The following is a 19,421-nucleotide window of genomic DNA, read 5'->3' on the forward strand; positions in this document are numbered from 1 at the left end:
CAGCGTTTTGCAGAGCTAGGTGAACCCCTGAATCAGCTCCGGGGAAAGAGGGGCGGTGGTGATGTGCAATTCAAACATGTCCTGCTGTTGCAGGCTCAGCATTGCACAATTTCCATTGTTCAAAACAAAGCAGTCAAGGTTCATTGCTCAATTGTAAAGAGCTGTTCCCCTCTGCAACACGCTTTTTGTGCCTACCATGTCTGGTAGGAATGGCTTAACCCGCAAATGAAAAGAGCCACCTTGTCTCAGGTGGCTCCAGGCCTCACTGCATTCATCTGCGAGCAGCGGTCTGGACACTGATCTGCAGGCCCAGCGCTTCTGCAATGTCGGTCCAGGAGACCAGTTTGAAGTTGGTCTGTCCTTCCACCCCTTTCACGTAACCATCCTGCACCACCAGGAGACCCTGTGGGAAACGGGGACCGAAGTTGATGCTGCTGACCATCGCACCATCACACTCTTCAGAGCCATCAAGGGAACCCCCAGCCACCTTGAACGAACCCAGGTAACGGTTATTCGCCTGGCGGTCATAGACCACAAAAGTGTTGTCCCCCTGGCTGCTGGCAAGCAGGTACCCCTGGCCGTTTCCAGCGTCATAGATGGTCAGGCCTTCCACGTCGGCCTCCAGATGCTGTCCTGTGGGTTTGACAGCGTGAATCAGCTGGGGTTGCGCCTGTGCATCCTGCAGGCTCAGTTTCCAGATGCCCACCTTCTCCTGTCCCATGTAGAGGATGCCGTGGTCGGTGTCCACCACCATGCCTTCCACCTGGGGATCATCCACTTTCTGCTGTGGGAGGTCAATGAAGCGCACGAGACGGCTTCCCACGGTTTTCCCATCTGTGACCAGTTCCAGTTCTGCCACACGGCCATGCTTGCGCTGGCTGACAAACACGCGGTATTGGCCTTCACGGGTCTGGTAGGCGGCAAGGCCATAGGCGGTGTTGGTGCCGTCAGATTTTGCTCCAGCAGCCGTGAACACCAGAGGAATGCCCTGCTGGGTCACCTCTTTGAGCTTGCGAGAAGCCCGCTGAATTTCAAAAATGGCCAGACGGTCATTCTTGCGGTCTGAAGCTATGGCAAGGTCCACAGTGCGGTTGCCGAGCCTGAATCCGTAGACCACATCCACATTGTTGTACCGCACATTGCCAGGGTTGATGTCCTGCAGGGTGCGGCCACTGAGGTCAAACACGGTGAGGCCTGCATCCTTGTGGGTGGCCACCACCATGCTCAGACTCGGGTGGGTGGGGTGCACCCAGATGGCAGGATCATCGGAATCGGCAGGGTCAAGGGCAACTGCCGTTTCATACAGGGCAGGAATGGAAGGCATCTGTGCATGGGCAGAAAATCCGAACATCAGGGTCAGGGTGATGAGTGCTTTTTTCACAAAAAGGGAGTCCGGGGTGAGAAGCCCATGGTTTGAACCATGCATGGGAGGCAGAACCCTGGTGGCGCAGTTGTGCCGATTGCCCTTGCGAAGGCTTCATACTGTTGCCTGATGTTCACATAGCACGGTATACTCCTTATGTGAAGTTGACGCTGACCGCCAAACTGAAGTTATGTCACAACAGGGAACAGAAAACCCAGTTGGATCAGGTGACTCTGGCTTACCGGGATGCCCTCAACTACACCTCTCAAAAGGCGTTCGAGATGGAGAAAACCTCCAATGCCGCCAAAATTCAGCAAGAGGTCTACAAGACCTTGCGGGAACGCTTCGGATTGGGTGCCCAAATGGCCTGCTCGGTTCCCCGTTACGTTGGAGCCGCCTACAAAACCCTCTGGACGAAAGTCAAGCAAAGCAAAGTGGCCCGTGAGCTGAACCCAAAAGCCAGGCGGTACAAGGGATTGGACAACCCACCCAGGTTTGTTTCCCGCACCCTCAGCTACCAGTACCAGCGCGATTACTCGTTCAAGAAAGGCCAGCAGGTCAGCATCATGACCCTGAAAGGCCGCCTGGTCCTCCCCTACGAGGGCTATGCCAAACACCTTGAGTTCATCGCCAACGGTGCTGAGATGGGAACAGCAAAGCTCTGGTACAGCAAAGCCAGGAAGCAGTATTTCTTGCTGGTTCCCCTGACCATTGAACTGTCTGATCCTGAGCCCTCCAGCCACAAACAGGTGGTGGGTGTGGACGTGGGCATGCGCTACCTGGCCACAGCATCGAACACCTCTGGAAAAACCCTTTTCAAATCGGGCAAAGCAACCCTGCGCAAAGCAGAACGTTTTCTAAAGGCCCGCAAGTCGCTTCAGCAAAAAGGCACCCGTTCCGCCACGCGCCGTCTGGTGATGTTGTCGGGACGGGAAAGACGGTTTATTGCTGACACCAACAGTTCTCTTGCCGTTCAAATCCTGAAAACCTTTCCCCAAGCCTTCATTGGAGTTGAAGAACTGACCCATGTTCGTGATCGCACCGAAAGACGGTCTAGACCCCACAGTTCTGAACAGCAAAGAAAGGCAAACCGTAGACGTGCAAGGTGGAGTTACGCTGAATTGCAGGGCTTCCTGGCGTACAAAGCTGCATTGCGTGGATCGATGGTGGTCAAGGTGGATGCCCATTACACCAGTCAAACCTGCCCGAGATGTGGACACTGCTCTCGGGGGAACAGGCCTGAGAAGGGCTTGATGTTTGCCTGTGAAAGTTGTGGGTATCAACTGCATGCCGACCTCGTTGGGGCAAGGAACGTGGGACTGAGGGCATTGCTGGTCCGGCAAGACTGGGCCAGTACGGGGTGTTTGTCATGCATCCCCGATGTGTCGGACGTTGAGACCAAAGTCGAGCGCCTGAAAAGGTACTCGGAATTGCGGTGGAGTCCAGATACAAGCCAACGGCTTTAGCCGTTGGTCATGACACCGCAGATGTTAGGGGCGCTGCGTCATGCACAGATCAGAACACCAGCGGTTCAGCGGTCCAGCAGGATCTGGGTTTCTCCGGGCTGCAGCTTCCATTTGCCGCCAGGAATGGTTTTTCCTGTGACCTGTTCGTTCCAGGTCTTTGCCCAGGGCAGGTTCACTTCCTGTGGGGTTCCAGCGAAGTTGATCAGCACGACCACTTTTTGCTGAGGCGTGAACCGCACAAAAGCTGCGACATTGCGCGGCTGTCCTGCAATCAGGCGCAGGTCTCCGGTGTGGAGGGCTGGCAGTTTTGCCCTGGTGGTCAGCAGTTTCTGGTAGACCCCTCTCAAGTCCTGGTTTCCTCTGTTCCAGTCCAGCGGTGCAGGATCAAACAGGCTGGGACGCCCGGTCAGGCCCACTTCCTGGCCTGCGTAGATCAGGGGCACCCCAGGCTCTGTGAGCAGAAGCCCTGCAGCGGCCTTCTGCTGGAAGTCTGCCGTCAGTTTGCTGGCAATGCGTTCCTGATCGTGGTTCTCCAGATAGCGCAGTTTGGGCACGTTTGGGAAGACGTTCTGGTAATCAAAAAACCGATTGGCAGAGATCAGGTTGAGGCCTGCCCCCACCACCCTGGACATTCCATCCCAGTCGTAGGACAGGTCAAAGGCACGGTCATGGTAGGGAGCATTTCCTGTTTCCGCAAGGAGCAGCACTTCAGGGTTGATGGCTTTCATGGCAATGCGAAACTTCTGCCAGAAGCTGAGGGGAACCCCACTGGAATGGTCTGCCCGGAACCCATCCACCCCCTGCTTCAACCAGAACTCGCCCACCGAGATCAGAAATTTCTGCACTTCTGGCCTGGAGGTGTCCAGGGCGGCCACATCTGACCACTCAGGGTTGGGAGGGATGATTTTCCCCTCTCTGTTTTTCAGAAACCAATCCGGGTGGTCGGTGATCAGGGGGTTGTCCCATGCAGTGTGGTTGAAAACGATGTCGATCATCACCTTCAGGCCCAGACGGTGGGCTTCGTCCACATAGGCTTTGAAGTCTTCCAGATTGCCCTGGGCAGGATCAACAGCCGTGTAATCTTTCACCGAGTAGGGGCTTCCGAGGGTGCCTTTGCGCTCCTTCTCTCCTGTGGGGTAAAAAGGCAGCAGGTAGATGGTGTTCACCCCGAGGTCTTTTGCATCTGCCAGGGTGGGAAGGGCAGCCTGAAAGGTTCCCTCTGCCGTGTGGTTGCGAATGAAGACCTGATAGACGGTGGCAGAAGACATCCATTCTGGAACAGGCAGCATTTCTGCTTTTGCAGGGATGGACAGGGAAAGGCCAATCAACAACAGCCATTTTTTCATGGGAAACTCCTCGGTTTGCGTGTGCAATTTGGATGCGCTTCCAACAGTTTAAAGGACAGTCCCTGTTTCCTGATGAACTTTTCCCTACACTTGCAGACCCGGCGACTGTCACTCTGTATTCACGAACATCTGGGCGTGCAATTTGCGGTAACTGGATGGAGTGACGCCCTCAAGTTCACGGAACACCCGGCGGAAATAGATCACCTCACGAAATCCACAGGCATGGGCAATGGATTCGATGGTGTCATGGGTGTTCAACAGCAGCACACAGGCCCTGCGCACCCGGTAACGGTTGATTGCCTCGGTGAGGGTATGCCCATAAACAGATCTGAATGCGCGTCCAAGGTAGTCGCTATTGTATCCCAGGGCACGGGCGATTCGACTGGAACTGAGCAGTTCTTGGTGGTGCAGGGCAATGTAGGCCTGGGCTTCACTGGCAATGCGGTTGAGGGAGTTTCTGGGTGCCGCAGGTGTCCCCTCGGAATGGCTCAACCCGGTGAGGATGAGCAGGGCCAGCAGATCACAGGTGATGGGGGCATGACCAGGGATTTCCTGCTCGTCCAGCAACCGGCGAAAAAGGGCGCTGAGGTGCTCGGGACGCTGCACCTGCACATGCTTCGGCAGCACCATTTCCTGGGGACCTGCAGTGTCCTGCACATAAAAATGCAACCAGAAGAAAGAGAGTTCCTTCTGGTAGGGCTCAAATCCCCAGTGCCTTTTTCCAGGCAACAGAATCAGGGCTTCTCCTGCATTCACAGCGTAATGCTTCCCATCTTCAGCAATGAACAGGGTGCCCTCTCGCACAAAGATGACCTCATGAAAATCCACCACCCGGTCTGGATGGGTGCCCACCCCTCGGGACACAAAGAGGCCTGCCAGATCGCAGCGGATGGGAAGTTGAGGATGCAGGGTCAGGGTCATGGGGTAAGAAGTGGTCGGAATCGGTTTCCTTTTTCAGGTGATCTCAGTCTTGTTCACAGGAATGGAAGGTGTCAAGATGACCTCACAGCAGCAAGCATCTGAATCGACATCTGCAGGGGCGGGCTGTCGGCTCGCCCTCCACTGGCAGCACTGCCAAACCCTCCCTGCGACAGACACTTCTGTCGCGCTGTTCCTGTCGTTTGATTTTTGGAGGAACCATGACCCAGACTTCAACCCGCAACATTCAAGTCATTCGCACCGAACACAGCCCGCATGCCCAGTTGCAACCAGTGCCTTTGCAACAGGTTCGTTTGCAAGATGCTTTCTGGACCCCCAGACGGGAAACCAACCGCCTGAAGACCCTGCCCACCCAATTCCTCAAACTGGAGGAAACCGGATGCCTGAACAACTTCCGCCGTGCGGCAGGACAGACTGAACTGCATTTTGAAGGTCCCGTTTTTGCAGATTCTGATGCCTACAAGTGGCTGGAAGCTGCAGCCTGGACGCTGGCAGAGGGCTCAAATCCCGAGCTGCACAGGCAGGTGGATGAACTGGTCTCCCTCATTGAAGGTGCCCAGTGTGCAAACGGCTACCTCAACACCTTTTTCATGTTTGAGCGGGAAAAAGAACGTTTCACAGAGAGTGGAGCACATGAGCTGTACTGTGCTGGGCACCTGTTTCAGGCTGCAGTGGCCCTGCACCGCACGACAGGAAACCCCCGTTTGCTGACCGCCTCGGAAAAGTACGCAAATCACATGGCTGAAATCTTCGGACCTGCTGAACAGGGGAAAAAGCCCTGGGTCGATGGGCATCCAGAAGTCGAGATGGCTCTGGTGGAACTCTACAGGGAAACTGGGACCAGGCGGTACCTCGACCTTGCGCAGTATTTTCTGGATGCCCGGGGTCATGGACTCGCCAGAGACAGGGTGTGGGTGTTCTGGGGAAGTTACGGTCAGGACCACAAACCCTTTCGTGACCTGAAAGAGGTCACGGGTCATGCAGTACGCATGGTGTACCTGAGTGCAGGAGCCGCTGATCTGGTGCTGGAAACAGGGGAACAGGCGTTAGAAGACGCTCTGGAAGCCCAGTGGCACAACATGACCGAAAAACGCATGTCCGTCAATGGCGGGATTGGCCCCAGGCATTACACTGAAGGTTTTGGTCTGGATTACGAACTGCCCAGTGAAAGTGCTTACAACGAGACCTGCGCTGCAGTGGGCTCCATCATGTGGTCCCAGCGGATGCTCTCTTTGACAGGTGAAGTGAAATATGCCGATTTGATTGAGCATCAGCTGTACAATGCCGCCCTGCCCGGGGTCTCCCTGGATGGACAGTCGTACTTTTACGTGAATCCTCTGGCGGCAGGTTCCGAGCACCGGCGTCAGGGCTGGTTCGGGTGTGCCTGCTGTCCTCCCAATGCTGCAAGACTCCTCGCCACGCTGCCTGGATACTTTTACAGCACCAGTGAAAGTGCTGTTCATGTGCACCTGTATGCCCAGTCGACCAGTGTCATTGAACTGCCAGATGGCCCAACAGTCAAAATTGAACAGCAGACGAATTATCCGTGGGATGGGCGTGTGCGTCTGGTGATCGAGGGAACGGGAACGTTCAGCCTCAATCTGCGCATCCCTGCATGGTGTGAGCAGGCGACAGTCAAGGTGATGGGTGAGGCAGAACAACAGGCACAACAGGGATATTTTCAACTCCAGCGCAACTGGCAGGGCAGCACCACCATCGACCTGAATCTGGAGATGCCTGTGCGTTACGTGGTGAGCCATCCCCATGTGATGGACAGCAGCGGCAAAGTCAGTGTTTTCAGGGGACCTCTGTTGTATTGCGCAGAAGGCACGGATCACGCTACAGATGTGCGGGATCTGGTGTTGCCTGAGGAAACCTCTTTGAAGGTTCAACACCACGAACAGCTCAACAATGCAGTGGTGCTGGTGGGGCCAGGCACCTCACAGTTGCAGCAAGGATGGGAGCACAAGCTGTACCGCAATGCCAGAGACCTTCAGGCTTCAAGGGTTGCTGTAAACATCACGCTTGTCCCTTATTATGCCTGGGCCAATCGGGAAGCAGGACGCATGCAAGTCTGGCTGGATCAGTCCTGAGCAGAAACTCACGTTTTGAGCAGGTTGTTGACCAGGGAATGTGCACAATCTATTGCTTTTTCGAACTGTGTGATGCCATACTGAAACATGACCCCCTCCACTGAAGGCTTATCTGCAGAACATCACAAGAAAGCAAAACGACCCTACGGTAAACCTGAGCTGACCACACAGGGCAAGTGGCAGAACGTCACCCTGCAGACGGGCAGCGGAATTGGTTTCACCTGCAATCCTTCAAAGCCAGAAACCTGCCAATTTTTCTGAATTGCTGCTCCTGTGAGATGGCCTGTGTCAACAGGATGTACAGATGGAAAACCTTCCATACAGATGGCTCAAAAAGTGCCTCACACAAGATGTGTGAGGCACTTTGATTCAAAGGCTTGAAAGCAGGGTTTAACGGCGCTTCAGGTTGATGTAGACCGTCTTGCTGGTGTTCAGGGTCACGTTCAGAGCAAAGTTGGTGTATCCCGTGGCGACCACAGAGATCTTGTAAGGCTTGTTTTTGGTCAGGCTGGTGGTGAACTTGCCTGTGGTGGTTTTGCCCAGGTACTGACCATTCATGTACACCTTGGCATTCTTGACGTTCAGCACCAGATTCAGATTGGCCTTGGTGGTGGGGGTCTGGCGCAGGTTGACGGTCAGGTTCACCAGTTTGTCCTGCTTGATGGTGATGGGGGTCGAGTAGGTCACATAGCCATTCGCAACCACTTTCAACTGGTAGGTTCCAGGGGCCAGGTTGGCAAGGGTCACTCCAGCATCACCAATGAGGCGGCCATCGAGGTACACCTTGGCATTGTTGACATTGGTGGACACCTTCAGTTCACCACTCTGGGTCTGCACCTGACGGGTGCGGTACAGCACCACATCGCTGGTCCAGTCGTTGTCGGGGATGCTGTTCAGGATGCCACTGACTTCGCGGGCAAAGGCTTCCTGTCCACCTCCAGAGTACACAGCAAAGACAGCATTGTTCTTGATGTCCAGAATGTCCGTGAAATCCAGGGGGTCACGGCTGGCCACAGCAAAGACCTTCCCCACACCAATGTCATCATCGGTTTCAAGGGTGTAGCTGTCCCCTTCACTGGGCAGGGTCACAGTCTGACCGCCTTCAACGAAGTTGTCACTGGCGTACTCGTTGGGGAAGATCTGGGTGACTTCACCGGCGACATCCACACTGAAGACATACAGGTAACTGTCTTCATTTACGCTGGCTTTGATGGTCACACGCTCGCCGGGAGTGTAAGTGGCATACCCAGAGTTGTCAGCAGCTTTGTTCAGCCAGACTTTGGCGTTGAGAGAAGTCTGGATGGGATTCACGATGATGCGTTGAGGGCTGATCTGGGGTGCTGCAAAAGCCACAGGGGCAAGGGTTCCGAAAAGCAGAAGTCCTGTCAGGATGTTTTTCATGTGTTTCATTGCTAAACCTTCCTTTTGACCGCCCCCACAGGCTGATGGAGGGCTGATCGTGGGCTGAAGATGCTGTTATCTTCCACCCTGCTCATGTGGCAACCATCATAATTTCGGGCTGAAATCTTTATCCGGGGTTTATTTTTTGCGGTTAAGGTAAACTTCATGAAGCGATCTTCAGAAAGACATCCGGGTTGATCAGATTCAACTTGTTTTTCGATCTTCAAAACCCACAAACAACAGGGCAATGCCTTCACATCTGCCATGCTTGATACAAATCATTCGATGTCTTTGCAAAAAAGAAATGTTGTAAAAAACAGAGGCCCTCTTTAAACACCTGTTCCGCAACAATTCTCTGGTACGGAACAGGTGCAGGGCCTTTTAAAGGTCTATGTGGATGTCTGGTGGTGAGGTGTCCACATGGTGAACCACCTGAACCACCAGACCTTTCTGACCATTGATCTGAACGTGATCCCCAACCCTGGGAACAGCATAAAAACCCACCAGTTGTTCAATTTGCCTGTCGTTGGTGCTTTTGACCAGAATCCTGCACATGATCAACATGTTGTCCTCCCTGGAAATGTTTGAAATCCTTTTGAATCTTACTTCTTTCAGAAGGACTGAGCACAATGGTCTGGGCAGGCTGGACACCCGCCCTCCTGCTGGTCAGAGGATCTTGGGCCACGACTCAACCGTCAGACACAAAATCCATCAGGTCCTCTCCTGAAGCTGCTGAAATCATGCACTGAAAACCCTGACATTCCACTGTGAGAGACAGCGGAATGTCAGGCCCCATCACACAGTACACTTGAAGCATGGTCGAAGTCATCGAGAGCACCCTCCCTGGTGTGGGTCGCAAATACATCATGAAACTGCGCTCTGGAGGCAGTGTCACCGTCATCTCCAAACCGGACGGCACCCGCGAAATGTACCACTTCAAGGGGAAAGACGACATCCCTTGCGACACCGTGCAGTTCAATCCTGAAGAAGCCCAGCAATTTGCCACCCTGCTCGGTGCGAATTTCTCCAAACCTGCCCTCAAGGAGGAAATCGAACTGGTGCTCGGCAAGCTGCAACTGGAGTGGATCACCTTATCGGAAGGGGTGAGCTGTGTCGGGCACACGCTGGGTGAACTGAACCTGCGTGCCCTCACCGGAGCCAGTGTGATTGCCATCATGCGGGGCGATGAGGCCATCCCCAACCCCCAGGTCTCTGAAGTCCTGCAACTCGGGGACACCCTGGTGTTGATCGGCAATGACCTGCAGATCAAAAAAGCCAGTGTCCTGCTGATGTGATTTTTACCTTTGCTTGAGCCCTTTCTGCCCTGTTTTCAGACCTGACTTCCCATCAGGTCTCTTGCCTTTTGAACACGACCTTCTGAACACAGTTTAAAGAGGAGATCATTTTGCCTTACGCAGATGGACTGAAGCATTTCGTGGAATCCCTCGGAGCCCTGGGAGAACTGGGCCTCATTGGTCTGGGTCTGTGGTTGAGTGGTCTTGTGGCCCAGTGGCTCAAATTGCCTGCCCTGCTCGGTTACATCGTGCTGGGCTTCCTGTGTGGCCCGATGGGTCCACTGCCCATCATTTACCCATCCGAGATCACTGCAGCCCTATCAGAGATTGGTGTGGTGCTGCTGATGTTTTTCATTGGTCTGGAATTCTCGCTGAAGCGTTTTCTGGAAGCGAGGGGCACCATCCTGAAATCTGGCATGCTGGACCTCCTCAACCTGCCTCTGGGATTCGCTGTGGGACTGATGCTGGGGTTTGGGTTCTGGCAGTGCGTGTTTCTGGCAGGCATCACCTACGTGAGCAGTTCCGGGGTGATCATCCGCATGCTGACCGAGCGGCAGCAGGTGGCACTCCCGGAAGCGGAACGCACCCTGGGTGTGCTGATTTTTGAAGACCTGGCCATGATCCTGTACCTGGGTACCCTCAGTGTCTTTACCGGAGGCAACATCTGGCAGAAACTCCTCGGGGTGATCGGTTTTGCCGTGATTTATGTGGTGCTCCTGCGTTTCGGACGCCCGATGCTGGAAAAAATCATGGAAGGCCAGAGCAAAGAGCAACTGGTGCTTCTGATGCTGGGCGGGGTGGCGATGTTCGCAGCCCTGGCCCACCTGATGTCCTTTCCAGATGCAGTTGCGGCTTTCTTGCTGGGTGCACTGGTGGGCGAACTGAGCCGCATGCACGAGGTGGAAGAGGTTTTGACCCCATGGCGAGATGTGGCTGTGGGGGCATTTTTTCTGGGGTTCGGCCTGAAGGTGGAAGCCCTGGCTTTGCTGGGTTCCCTGCTGACCGCAATTCCTCTGCTGCTGTTCACCCTCTTCAGCAAGACCATCACCGGGTTCTTTGCCGGGAAGGCCACCGGGCTGAGCCTGCGTGCGGCAGTGGGACACGGCCTGATGCTGCTCCCCAGAGGGGAATTCAGTCTGGTGATCGCTGGTCTGGCCGTGAGCAGTCCGCTCCTCTCCCAGATCCAGAAAACCGAACTGTATGAACTCACCAGTGCCTACGTGCTGCTGACCATCCTGCTGGGTGTGGTGGTGAGCTCCTACCACATTCCCCTCACCCGATGGCTTGCAGAACGCAGGTTCATTCAGCGGTTTGAGGGCACTGCAGGGGATTGAAGAAGTTAAATCCCAGGTTTTGCTTTCAAACCGCATCAGCATAGGGTGATTCCCGGATGCACTGTGCAGGGCTGGACGTTATGCTGCGGGCATCTTCTTTCAACGTCTTGCTCCATTGAGCTGCACACCTGCAGTGCAAGTCAGCTGCACCTGCAACAGAAAGGAAAAACCATGATGCACCAGTTGAACCTTCACTTCTCCCAGAACGACCTTGAGGTTTTCCAGCAAAGCGGGCTGCAGGTGGCTCTGGTCAAATCTGGACCAGACGCCTGGCCCTCGGTGACCTGGATTGCATTTTCTCCATACATGAGCAATGTCATCACCTGGGAGGAAAATTATGAGATCTACACCTCCCAGTCCCAGCTGCAGCCTGGCAGTGAGATCATCATGGATTCCACCCTCCCTGCACAACCTGGCCGAAAATACATGTATCAGAACATGTTTTTACAGGACGCTGGACCTCAGGATGGAGGCACGCCAGACCGTTTCCAGCTCGTCAATCGAAATTCCCAGATGGTCACCGCTGGTCTGGCGCAGGGTGCTGAAGTCAATGGCCAGTTCTTTTCTCCCGGTCCAGTGGGTGCTGTGCAAGTGTTCCCAGACCAGAGCACTTTTCTGACCCCTGCAAATCAGGTGCTTGTGTTCGCAACACCTTTCATTCAGGGTGGAACGGTCACTTCACAATTGCCAGGAAATGCACTCAGACTCGATTTTCAATCAGGCAACCCCAGCCAGAGTGTCCGCTTTGACCTCCGCACAGGGGGTTTTGTGCCTGATCAGATGCCAGCCATACAGTGAATCCTCTGCAACTCACTTGCCAAACAGCAGGGTGAAAATGGCCCCCCCCTCTGGATGGTTGCCTGCCTCCAGGGTTCCACCGTGCGCCTCCACGATGGCCCTGGCAATGGGGAGGCCCAGACCTGAGCCGCCATCTCCCCTGCTCTGGCGGGTTCTGGAAAAATCCCCCTTGTAAAACCGCTCGAAAACCCGCTCCAGGGCCTCGGGAGGGATGCCTGATCCGTGGTCTCTGACGGTGATCTGGGTCCCTCTTTCCGTCCTGCGGGCCTGAATCTCAATGGGCCCCTGGGCGTAATTGGTGGCGTTTTCCAGCAGGTTGTTGAGCACACGGGTGATCTGGGCAGGATCAAACACAGCTGTGAGTGATGGGGGGATGGTCTCCAGCACAATCTCCAGCCCCAGGTCCCCTGCCCTGCGCTGGTAGGCCTGAACGACATCCCTCAGGAAGTCCTGAAGCTTGAGGGTTTCGGTTCTCAGTTGCATCCCGCCACTTTCTGCCAGTGATAAGGTGCGCAGGTCCGTGACCAGCTGGGAAAGCAGCATCACCTGATGGTGAAGTCGATCCAGTGCCTGTTCATCTGTTGGGGTCACTCCATCTTGCATGGCTTCGATTTCTGAGCGCATCACTGCAAGGGGGGTTCTCAGGTCATGGGCGATGTCGGCCACCAGATTGCGCCTCCAGTTTTCCTGGCGCTCCAGGCCAGTCACCAGGTTGTTGAAGGCCTCGGTGAGGGTGCGCAGTTCACTGTGCATGGAAGGGAGGCGCAACTTGAGGCCCCTTTCTCCACGCTCCAGACGCTTTGCCCCTTCGGTGAGTTTGATCAGGGGGGAGGTGAAAATGCGGGTCACTGCTCCGGCAGCCATCGAGGCCAGAAAAAAGGAAAACATCGCAGACATGAACGCCGTTCCCGTGATGCGCTGGAACACCTCACGGGCCTGGGCGTGTTCTGGACCCGTCATGTGTTTCCATTTCCAGAACGCATGCTTGTAGGCTTCCGGGGCATCTGGAAAGAGGGCACTGTACACCGAGCCCAGTGTAAACCAGGTGTTCAGGAACACGGCTGCCAGGGCCACAAACGCAAAAATCACCGTCAGCCTCTTGCGAATTCCCCAGCCCTGCTTCCTGAACTTGCGCCCCTTGCTGAATTTTTCCCGCAACTCGGGGTTCTCGCGCAGGATTTTTCGCATGCGCCTGAAGTGCCCGAAAGGGTGCTGTTCGAGGGGGTGTTCAAAATGCGATTTGAAGGGGGGTTCGCAGTGCTTTTCAGTGTGTCTTTTGTGGCCCATGTTTCCCCTCAGTGCACCATGAGCTTGTAGCCCACGCCCCGCACCGTGTCAATCCGGTCCCCGTAAGGACCGAGCTTGCGGCGGATGTTCTTGATGTGGGCGTCCACCGTGCGTTCATCGGCGTAGGCGGCAGCATCTCCAGTGACAGCCAGCAACTCTGCACGTTGCCTGACCCGGTTGGGTTCTTTTGCCAGCAGGGCCAGCAGCTTGATTTCACTGGTGGTGAGGTCCATGATCTGGCCTTCGCAGCGCACCTCAAAGGCTCCGAGGTTCACTTCCAGCGCACCCACCCGGTACACCTCCGGGGCCATCACCTGCCCCTTTGCCCTTCTGAGCACAGCTTTGACCCTGGCAATGACCTCTCTTGGGCTGTAGGGTTTGACCACGTAGTCATCTGCTCCAAGTCCCAGGCCAACCAGTTTGTCCACCTCGTCATCTCTGGCCGTCAGCATGATGATGGGCAGATCAGACTCTGCCCTCACCCGACGTGCCACTTCAAATCCGTCCAGCAGAGGCAGCATCAGGTCCAGCAGGATCAGATCGGGTTGCGCAGCACGCCACAGCTCCAGAGCCTGCACCCCATTCTTGGCCCGCTCCGTCTGAAAGCCTTCCCGTTTCAGGTAGTCTTCCAGAATCTCGGCAAGGCGGGCTTCATCTTCAACGATCAGGATGGTCTGGGCCATGTGTTTCATGCTACACCCTCGGGAGCCGTCAGCAATCAGCAGTCAGCGAAGAGAATCTCAGAAATGAATCAAAGGGACAGGTGGGTGCCTGTCCCTGAATGGTCTGGAATGCAGCCCTCAGCTTTCCAGGGCTTTACGGATGGCCTCATACTCCTCGGGGGTGATTTCTCCCTGGGCCAGACGGTAACGGGCCACTTCCAGAGCGCGGTCAGTAGCCATAAAGGGAGGACGCCACTCTGTTGCCACTTCCTCTTCTTTTTTGACCCCCAGACCAGCCATCAGGTTCTGGTACTCCTCGCGGTCAATTTCTCCACGGGCGTAGCGTTCACGGACGATGTGGGTGGCGTTGCTGTGGTCACCAAACTGCTGGCGCAGGTGCTTCATTTTCTTCCAGTGGCGTCTTCCTCCACAGGGGCCTCCAAAGGCAAGCATGCGCAGCAGGCCAAAGATGAACACAAAGAACAGGACCGTGCCTACAAAATTCAGAAAGCCCAGTCCAAAACCGATTCCTGATTCAAACATAGGGTGATTCTCCTTTCGCGCTGTTCAGCAGCGTTGGAATCAGGATAGGTCTGGGCGGGTGAATGCAGATGGATGGAATTGTGAATGCACTGTGAACGGGAACTCTTTCTTCTTTTCTCCTGTGGTACAACCTTTTTCATGCTTCCTGAACAAGAAGAAACTGCCCTCGTGTTTCAGGGCAGTTTCTACAATTCAAACCATCAGTGCGGCTGGCAGGGGGTCCAGATGGGTTTGGGGGTCGCCATCTCGGGCACAGCGCAATCCCACCCCTGATCCCAGTACGGTTCCACCAGGCCCTTGACCTCATTCACCCAGGTCACCCGCCCACTCCTGGCATCCAGATTCAACACATGCCACCACACCCCACTCGCCCCTTCTGGGACCTCCGCCTGCTCAAGCCACTGGTTGTCCACATCCGTCAGGTACACGGTGGCCCCCGACAGGCTCCCGTTCAGGGCATGCACCCAGTACTCGTAATGCCCCTCCACAGCAAGCACCCTGAGTTTCACTTTCTCCATCTCTCTGGCATCAATCCGCTCATCCCCCTTGATGATGTAGTCGTCTGGCAGCACCACCTGCTTTTGAATCTCAGACGGTGCACTTCCCTCCCGCGCCTGATCCCGCTCCAGGGTGGCCTGGCTGTCCTCGTCCCCAGGTCGAGCGTAATACACGTGGTACTTGCGGCTGGAGGGCAACCACAGGTGGGCATCCAGATCAGAAGACGCTGCCCCTTTCGGCCAGTCCAGGAAGATCTTGTACACCGCAGGGGCCTTCACCACCACAGGCACAGAGAACTGGACCTGTGGATCGGTTTTCAGTCGGGCAGTAAGGGTGTACGTTCCAGGGGTGGCTGGAGCAGTGTATTCCACTGCGTTCTTCGGCAAAACAGTGAGGGTGCCCTCAGAGGCTTCCCACAGCACTTCACGGTCGTCAAGCAACACCGGAACCAGGGCCTTCAACACTGCAGTCTGTCCGGTGGTCACCTCCAGAACCCCAGGGTGGACGGTCACCTGTTTTGCTCTGGGATCTGCAAATCGGGACATTGCGGCCCACTCCGGGTCCTGGGTGACCACCACATCAAAGATGCAACTGTCCAGGGTTCCCGGACTGATCACCCCTGCCTCCCGACAGATGCGGTCTGCCTGCAAAATCTCTTCGGCTGGGAACCGGCTGAGGTTCACCGTCAGGCTGGGCTGCGAGGAGTCGGTGAAGGTCTGGGTGGAGGTTCCAGCCTCATAATCAAACAGGCTTTCTTGCTGGGTGATGCGCCAGCTTTCTCCAAACCGCCGGTACAAATCATGGTTTGAAGGGTAGTAGGGAAGCAGCGTCCCATCCTTCAATTGGAAGTCATTCACCCCATTGTGGTCGAAATTGCCGAGCAACCCCACCCATTGCCCCTGCTGAGACGCAGGCACATGCAGCGAAACCGTGCCAAGAACGCCCGGTGGCAGGAAAACAGTGATCATTTTGCCATCTGCTGTCGAGAGGGTGAACAGGGCATCCTTCAGGGTGACCGTGGCTCCACTGGAAAGGGTGCGGCTCCACCAGGGGTCTGTGGAATGGATGGTTTCACCGTTGATTTTGACGGTGGCTGGGGCATTGACATTGGCATAAACCCCCACCCGGTCCTGCCCGATTCGCACCGCGAGGGCAGCATTGCCTGACACATTGGCCTGCACAGGGGTGTAACGCACCTGCACTTCAAAAGGGTCTCCAGAGAGGGTGGATCTGGCAAGCACGAATTCCCCAACCGCCTGGAAACTGTACTGCGTGCCATCAAAAGATTGCAGGTGAGGATCTCCAAAAGAGGTGCCTTCACCAGGAGCTTGATCAGAGCAGGGACGGGGGGACACTTCCACGGTCGGAGGGGAAACCTCAAAGGTTTTTCGGTCTGTGAAGGTGTGCTGCTCCCCATCTTTGGTGGCCACCAGCACGGTTCCCAGCACATGGGTGCCTGGGGTTGCAGTAGAACCACTGATGGGCTTGACCAGAATGCTCTGGGGGCGAACCACGCTGGATGCAGCTGAAGGCTGTGATGCAGAGCTGAGGGGGGTCCCATCGAGGTAAGCCTGGAATTCCAGGAGAGTCCAACCCTCAAGCTCTTCGATGGAACTGAGGGTGTCCCGCTTGTGTATGGTGGTTTTGGTGGTGCTACACTCCTGTGGTGCTTCATTCACAATCGGATTTGGAACCACGCTGTTTTTCACCCTGGGCGGATTGGAACAAGTCATGGTGACCGAACTGGAATTTTTAGGTTGATTGAGTTCATTACTGTACACCACAACCTTTAATTCAAATCTACCCGCCTGTATACACGAATATGTGGCTGTACTTTGTGCGGAAGTCAAAGCAGGCAAAGGGAAAGAAGGACTGGTATAATCTCCAAACTTAATGATGACTCTTTGCAGGTTTTTCCATCCAGAGTTTCTCATGATGATCTTAAACCTGAGTTGACTACCGACAAGTCCTCTGGGGTTGGGAGGATCAAAGACCGGAGGGTCCAGTTTGGCCCGATCTGGATAAATGTTTGGGTTAAAACTACCATAAGAAGTTCGACCCAAAGGTGAACGCAACAAGCCTGCTACCCCATAAGCTCTGGCGAATTCCACATCTGCAGGTTCTCCATTGGTCACCCTACTGCTGGGGCCAGCCAGCTGTTTTAAACGATCTTCGTCCGTTTGACCAACAAAATCAGGAGGATGGGTATGATAGAACGCAACCAAGCGGTATCCTTCCAAATACTCTGGATCGATAGGAGGGATGTGGCATGAACCAATGGCTGAACATCTTGGTCCTCTGGGCCACTGCACTATGCTGTATTTAGATCCAGTATTGCCTTCATTCTGATAAATCCAGCCTCCCTCTTCATGGAGATCACGAGGATTGGAAATCGTTTTTTGCCACGCATTTTCCAAAGCATTTTTTATATCATTATTATTTAGCATATCTTGAGTGCTGACATTGATGGCTTTGGCCAACGAAAGCGCAATCCATATACAAATTATTAGGATTTTCATTTTACCTTCCAGGCACAACCTTTAGAATTTCCAAGTCCTTCTTTCTAATTAAAACAACCGTACTACCTCCAGGCCAAATCACACCAGCAGGGGGGAGCTCATATATGCGAAATTCCCAATTATCTCCTTTATCAAATATCGAAAAGTTGAATTTATTCTCATCTAGTTTTTCATTCGGTAAATCATGTTCTTTGTTAAATTTATCAAAGTATTTGACTATTTTTTCAAAGATCTTACGTTGACTTTTGTTTATGTCTTTAAGCAATGTGTCCTGTGTGGGTATACTGTTCTCAACAATTTGGTTAGCAGGACCACTATCACTCTGTGGCCTCACACAACCCATTACAAAAGTTCCCAGACACCCCAACACTAAAAGTACTTTGTATAGCTTCATATCTACCCCATCAAGAGAATTTGACTTGGCACAAATTACTTGGCAACAAATCAACCTCATTGTACCATTTAAGGTCAATTCAAGATATAAAAAATCCAGGTAACTGCTCAGCACGAGAACTGAGGGAGCAGCAGACGACACTGGAAAATGCTGATCAGGTCCAACAAAGCATTTAAACCCTGCTTGCGAAGCGTCGAAAGGTAACTGCGAATCCGGCAGAACCCCTCCCCACCTCCCTCCGAGCGAACCCCCCCAGACACCTTGCGTTTCACACATATCATTCGAATGTCCCTTTCCGCCTGATTGTTGTCAAACGGTATTTCGGGGTCTTCCAGAAGCCTCAGCACTGCCCTCTGGTGTTTTTGTAATCTCAGGGCTAAATTGCGCCCAGCACTCTGTTTCACCCGTCCCCGTATTCCTGCCCTGGGCTCCTTTGCAGGATTGACCTTCAAACCCTGTTCCACCAGAACATTAAAACGTGCCTTGAACGCCTGCTTTACTTGCTCGGTGAGCACACCCTCTTTGTGCTGGTGGTAGATCTGCTGCAAATCAGAGCGCAGTTCTCCCGCCCAGTTTTGCTGCTCCTCAAGCGCCAGTCCTTTCAGTTCCCGCAGCAGATGGGCATTGCACAACGCGTGCTCAGCGGGCAACTTGAAGTACATCCCCCACGCGTCATGCATCAGGATTCCCTTAAACTCAGGCAGCACGCCCATGTGTTTGACGGATTCCACTCCTCGACCCTGGTGGTGTGCGTATAGGGTGAGCAGATTGCTGGACACCACGTGAATCCAGTGCAGTTTCCCGGAGACTTTGCTGCCAGTTTCATCGGCGTAGAGCACCTTCTCCTGTTGCAGAGCCGTTTTGAGCTGGTGTTCAAAAGCCAGCAGACGCTGGGCCGCCACCTGTTGACCCAAAACCAGCGAGCCTTCACTGAGGCTCGCACCACACAGATCCTCCAGCACCTCACAGGTGCGTTCCAGGGGCAGGAAGTGCCCTACGGTCATATTCACGTCCATGCAAGCGGGGTCCATATTGCACCTGTCCAGGGACATCCTCGGGAAAGCTAGCCTGCTCCTGACTTTGGCAATGGGGGCAGGTTTTGACTTCTGCTTGATATTCGGTGACCAGAAGACGGATTTCGGGCAGGTCATGCACTTGCCTGGCACGGTAGGCTTCGACCTCTTCGTCGTCCCAGACCTGCCCACAACCACACCTTCCCTCGAGCGGGATCACCACCACCTGATCAACGTGCTCGCTCATTTTCAGCGTTTTGCCTTTGTGGCCTTTTTGTCCCCCACTGGACTGGTCACTTTTTCGTCGCTCAGAACGATTTTCCAGGGTTTGTCCTGGCTGGGTGGTTGGTTGGAATTCCCACTGTCCCACTGGAGCAGGGCTTTCAACTGCTGTTGCAAATCCATCAACTGGTGTTGCAAGTCTGCGATTTGGGCAGCTTGCTCCTCCAATCGAGCTTCCAGCAGAATGC

The 19,421-nt window shown here is 54.5% G+C and carries 17 protein-coding genes and 1 pseudogene; 6 read left to right on the forward strand and 12 right to left on the reverse strand.

Annotation, left to right across the window (positions count from 1 at the left end):
• Nucleotides 1-15 precede the first annotated feature (15 nt).
• Nucleotides 16-144 carry a hypothetical protein gene (locus tag DC3_RS29975; protein ID WP_281292533.1) on the reverse strand — a complete coding sequence of 43 codons (129 nt, stop codon included), beginning with the start codon at nt 142-144 and terminating at the stop codon, nt 16-18.
• A gap of 127 nt (nt 145-271) precedes the next feature.
• A complete protein-coding gene (locus DC3_RS11885) occupies nt 272-1,381 on the reverse strand; it encodes a phytase (protein ID WP_246130640.1) in 1,110 nt (369 codons plus the stop codon).
• Nucleotides 1,382-1,521: 140 nt separating this feature from the next.
• Between DC3_RS11885 and DC3_RS11890 the strand changes: the two genes are divergently transcribed.
• Nucleotides 1,522-2,829 (forward strand): RNA-guided endonuclease InsQ/TnpB family protein, encoded by a 1,308-nt coding sequence (locus tag DC3_RS11890; protein ID WP_146884594.1) that lies wholly within the window; start codon nt 1,522-1,524, stop codon nt 2,827-2,829.
• Nucleotides 2,830-2,894: 65 nt separating this feature from the next.
• Here DC3_RS11890 and DC3_RS11895 read toward each other — a convergent pair whose 3' ends face one another.
• Together DC3_RS11895 and DC3_RS11900 are read right to left on the reverse strand one after the other, a co-directional pair.
• Nucleotides 2,895-4,175 (reverse strand): alpha-amylase family glycosyl hydrolase, encoded by a 1,281-nt coding sequence (locus DC3_RS11895; protein WP_146884595.1) that lies wholly within the window; start codon nt 4,173-4,175, stop codon nt 2,895-2,897.
• Nucleotides 4,176-4,283: 108 nt separating this feature from the next.
• Entirely contained in the window at nt 4,284-5,096 is an 813-nt protein-coding gene (locus tag DC3_RS11900) for a helix-turn-helix transcriptional regulator (RefSeq protein WP_146884596.1), read from the reverse strand.
• A 218-nt stretch (nt 5,097-5,314) separates the two neighbouring features.
• Here DC3_RS11900 and DC3_RS11905 point away from each other — a divergent pair, with 218 nt between their 5' ends.
• Both DC3_RS11905 and DC3_RS29115 read left to right on the forward strand, forming a co-directional pair.
• On the forward strand, nt 5,315-7,207 hold the full coding sequence (locus DC3_RS11905) for a glycoside hydrolase family 127 protein (protein WP_146884597.1): 1,893 nt from the start codon (nt 5,315-5,317) through the stop codon (nt 7,205-7,207).
• An 87-nt stretch (nt 7,208-7,294) separates the two neighbouring features.
• Nucleotides 7,295-7,468 (forward strand): hypothetical protein, encoded by a 174-nt coding sequence (locus DC3_RS29115; RefSeq protein ID WP_186815982.1) that lies wholly within the window; start codon nt 7,295-7,297, stop codon nt 7,466-7,468.
• A 129-nt stretch (nt 7,469-7,597) separates the two neighbouring features.
• On the opposite strand, the gene DC3_RS11910 is transcribed toward DC3_RS29115, so the two are convergent.
• Both DC3_RS11910 and DC3_RS11915 read right to left on the reverse strand, forming a co-directional pair.
• Nucleotides 7,598-8,617, reverse strand: coding sequence for a PEGA domain-containing protein (locus DC3_RS11910; protein ID WP_146884598.1), 1,020 nt, complete (start codon nt 8,615-8,617; stop codon nt 7,598-7,600).
• A gap of 372 nt (nt 8,618-8,989) precedes the next feature.
• A complete protein-coding gene (locus tag DC3_RS11915; RefSeq protein WP_146884599.1) occupies nt 8,990-9,172 on the reverse strand; it encodes a hypothetical protein in 183 nt (60 codons plus the stop codon).
• 251 nt (nt 9,173-9,423) lie between these two features.
• Here DC3_RS11915 and DC3_RS11920 point away from each other — a divergent pair, with 251 nt between their 5' ends.
• The 3 genes from DC3_RS11920 (at nt 9,424) to DC3_RS11930 (ending at nt 12,035) form a co-directional block, all read left to right on the forward strand.
• Nucleotides 9,424-9,903 (forward strand): cation:proton antiporter regulatory subunit, encoded by a 480-nt coding sequence (locus DC3_RS11920; RefSeq protein ID WP_146884600.1) that lies wholly within the window; start codon nt 9,424-9,426, stop codon nt 9,901-9,903.
• 110 nt (nt 9,904-10,013) lie between these two features.
• Complete coding sequence (locus DC3_RS11925; RefSeq protein WP_186815983.1) at nt 10,014-11,237, forward strand: cation:proton antiporter; 1,224 nt, start codon at nt 10,014-10,016, stop codon at nt 11,235-11,237.
• Nucleotides 11,238-11,408: 171 nt separating this feature from the next.
• Nucleotides 11,409-12,035 (forward strand): hypothetical protein, encoded by a 627-nt coding sequence (locus tag DC3_RS11930; protein WP_146884602.1) that lies wholly within the window; start codon nt 11,409-11,411, stop codon nt 12,033-12,035.
• Nucleotides 12,036-12,047: 12 nt separating this feature from the next.
• On the opposite strand, the gene DC3_RS11935 is transcribed toward DC3_RS11930, so the two are convergent.
• The 6 genes and pseudogenes from DC3_RS11935 to tnpC form a co-directional block, all read right to left on the reverse strand.
• A complete protein-coding gene (locus tag DC3_RS11935) occupies nt 12,048-13,322 on the reverse strand; it encodes a sensor histidine kinase (RefSeq protein WP_146884603.1) in 1,275 nt (424 codons plus the stop codon).
• An 8-nt stretch (nt 13,323-13,330) separates the two neighbouring features.
• A complete protein-coding gene (locus DC3_RS11940; protein ID WP_146884604.1) occupies nt 13,331-14,005 on the reverse strand; it encodes a response regulator in 675 nt (224 codons plus the stop codon).
• Between the two features lie 117 nt (nt 14,006-14,122).
• Complete coding sequence (locus tag DC3_RS11945; protein WP_146884623.1) at nt 14,123-14,527, reverse strand: SHOCT domain-containing protein; 405 nt, start codon at nt 14,525-14,527, stop codon at nt 14,123-14,125.
• 200 nt (nt 14,528-14,727) lie between these two features.
• Entirely contained in the window at nt 14,728-16,704 is a 1,977-nt protein-coding gene (locus DC3_RS11950) for a VWD domain-containing protein (RefSeq protein ID WP_186815984.1), read from the reverse strand.
• Nucleotides 16,705-17,545: 841 nt separating this feature from the next.
• Nucleotides 17,546-17,938, reverse strand: coding sequence for a hypothetical protein (locus tag DC3_RS11955; protein ID WP_146884606.1), 393 nt, complete (start codon nt 17,936-17,938; stop codon nt 17,546-17,548).
• 107 nt (nt 17,939-18,045) lie between these two features.
• Nucleotides 18,046-19,356, reverse strand: a pseudogene (gene tnpC / locus DC3_RS11960) (IS66 family transposase).
• Nucleotides 19,357-19,421: the final 65 nt, after the last annotated feature.

The organism is Deinococcus cellulosilyticus NBRC 106333 = KACC 11606 (genome assembly GCF_007990775.1).
Lineage (GTDB): Bacteria > Deinococcota > Deinococci > Deinococcales > Deinococcaceae > Deinococcus_C > Deinococcus_C cellulosilyticus.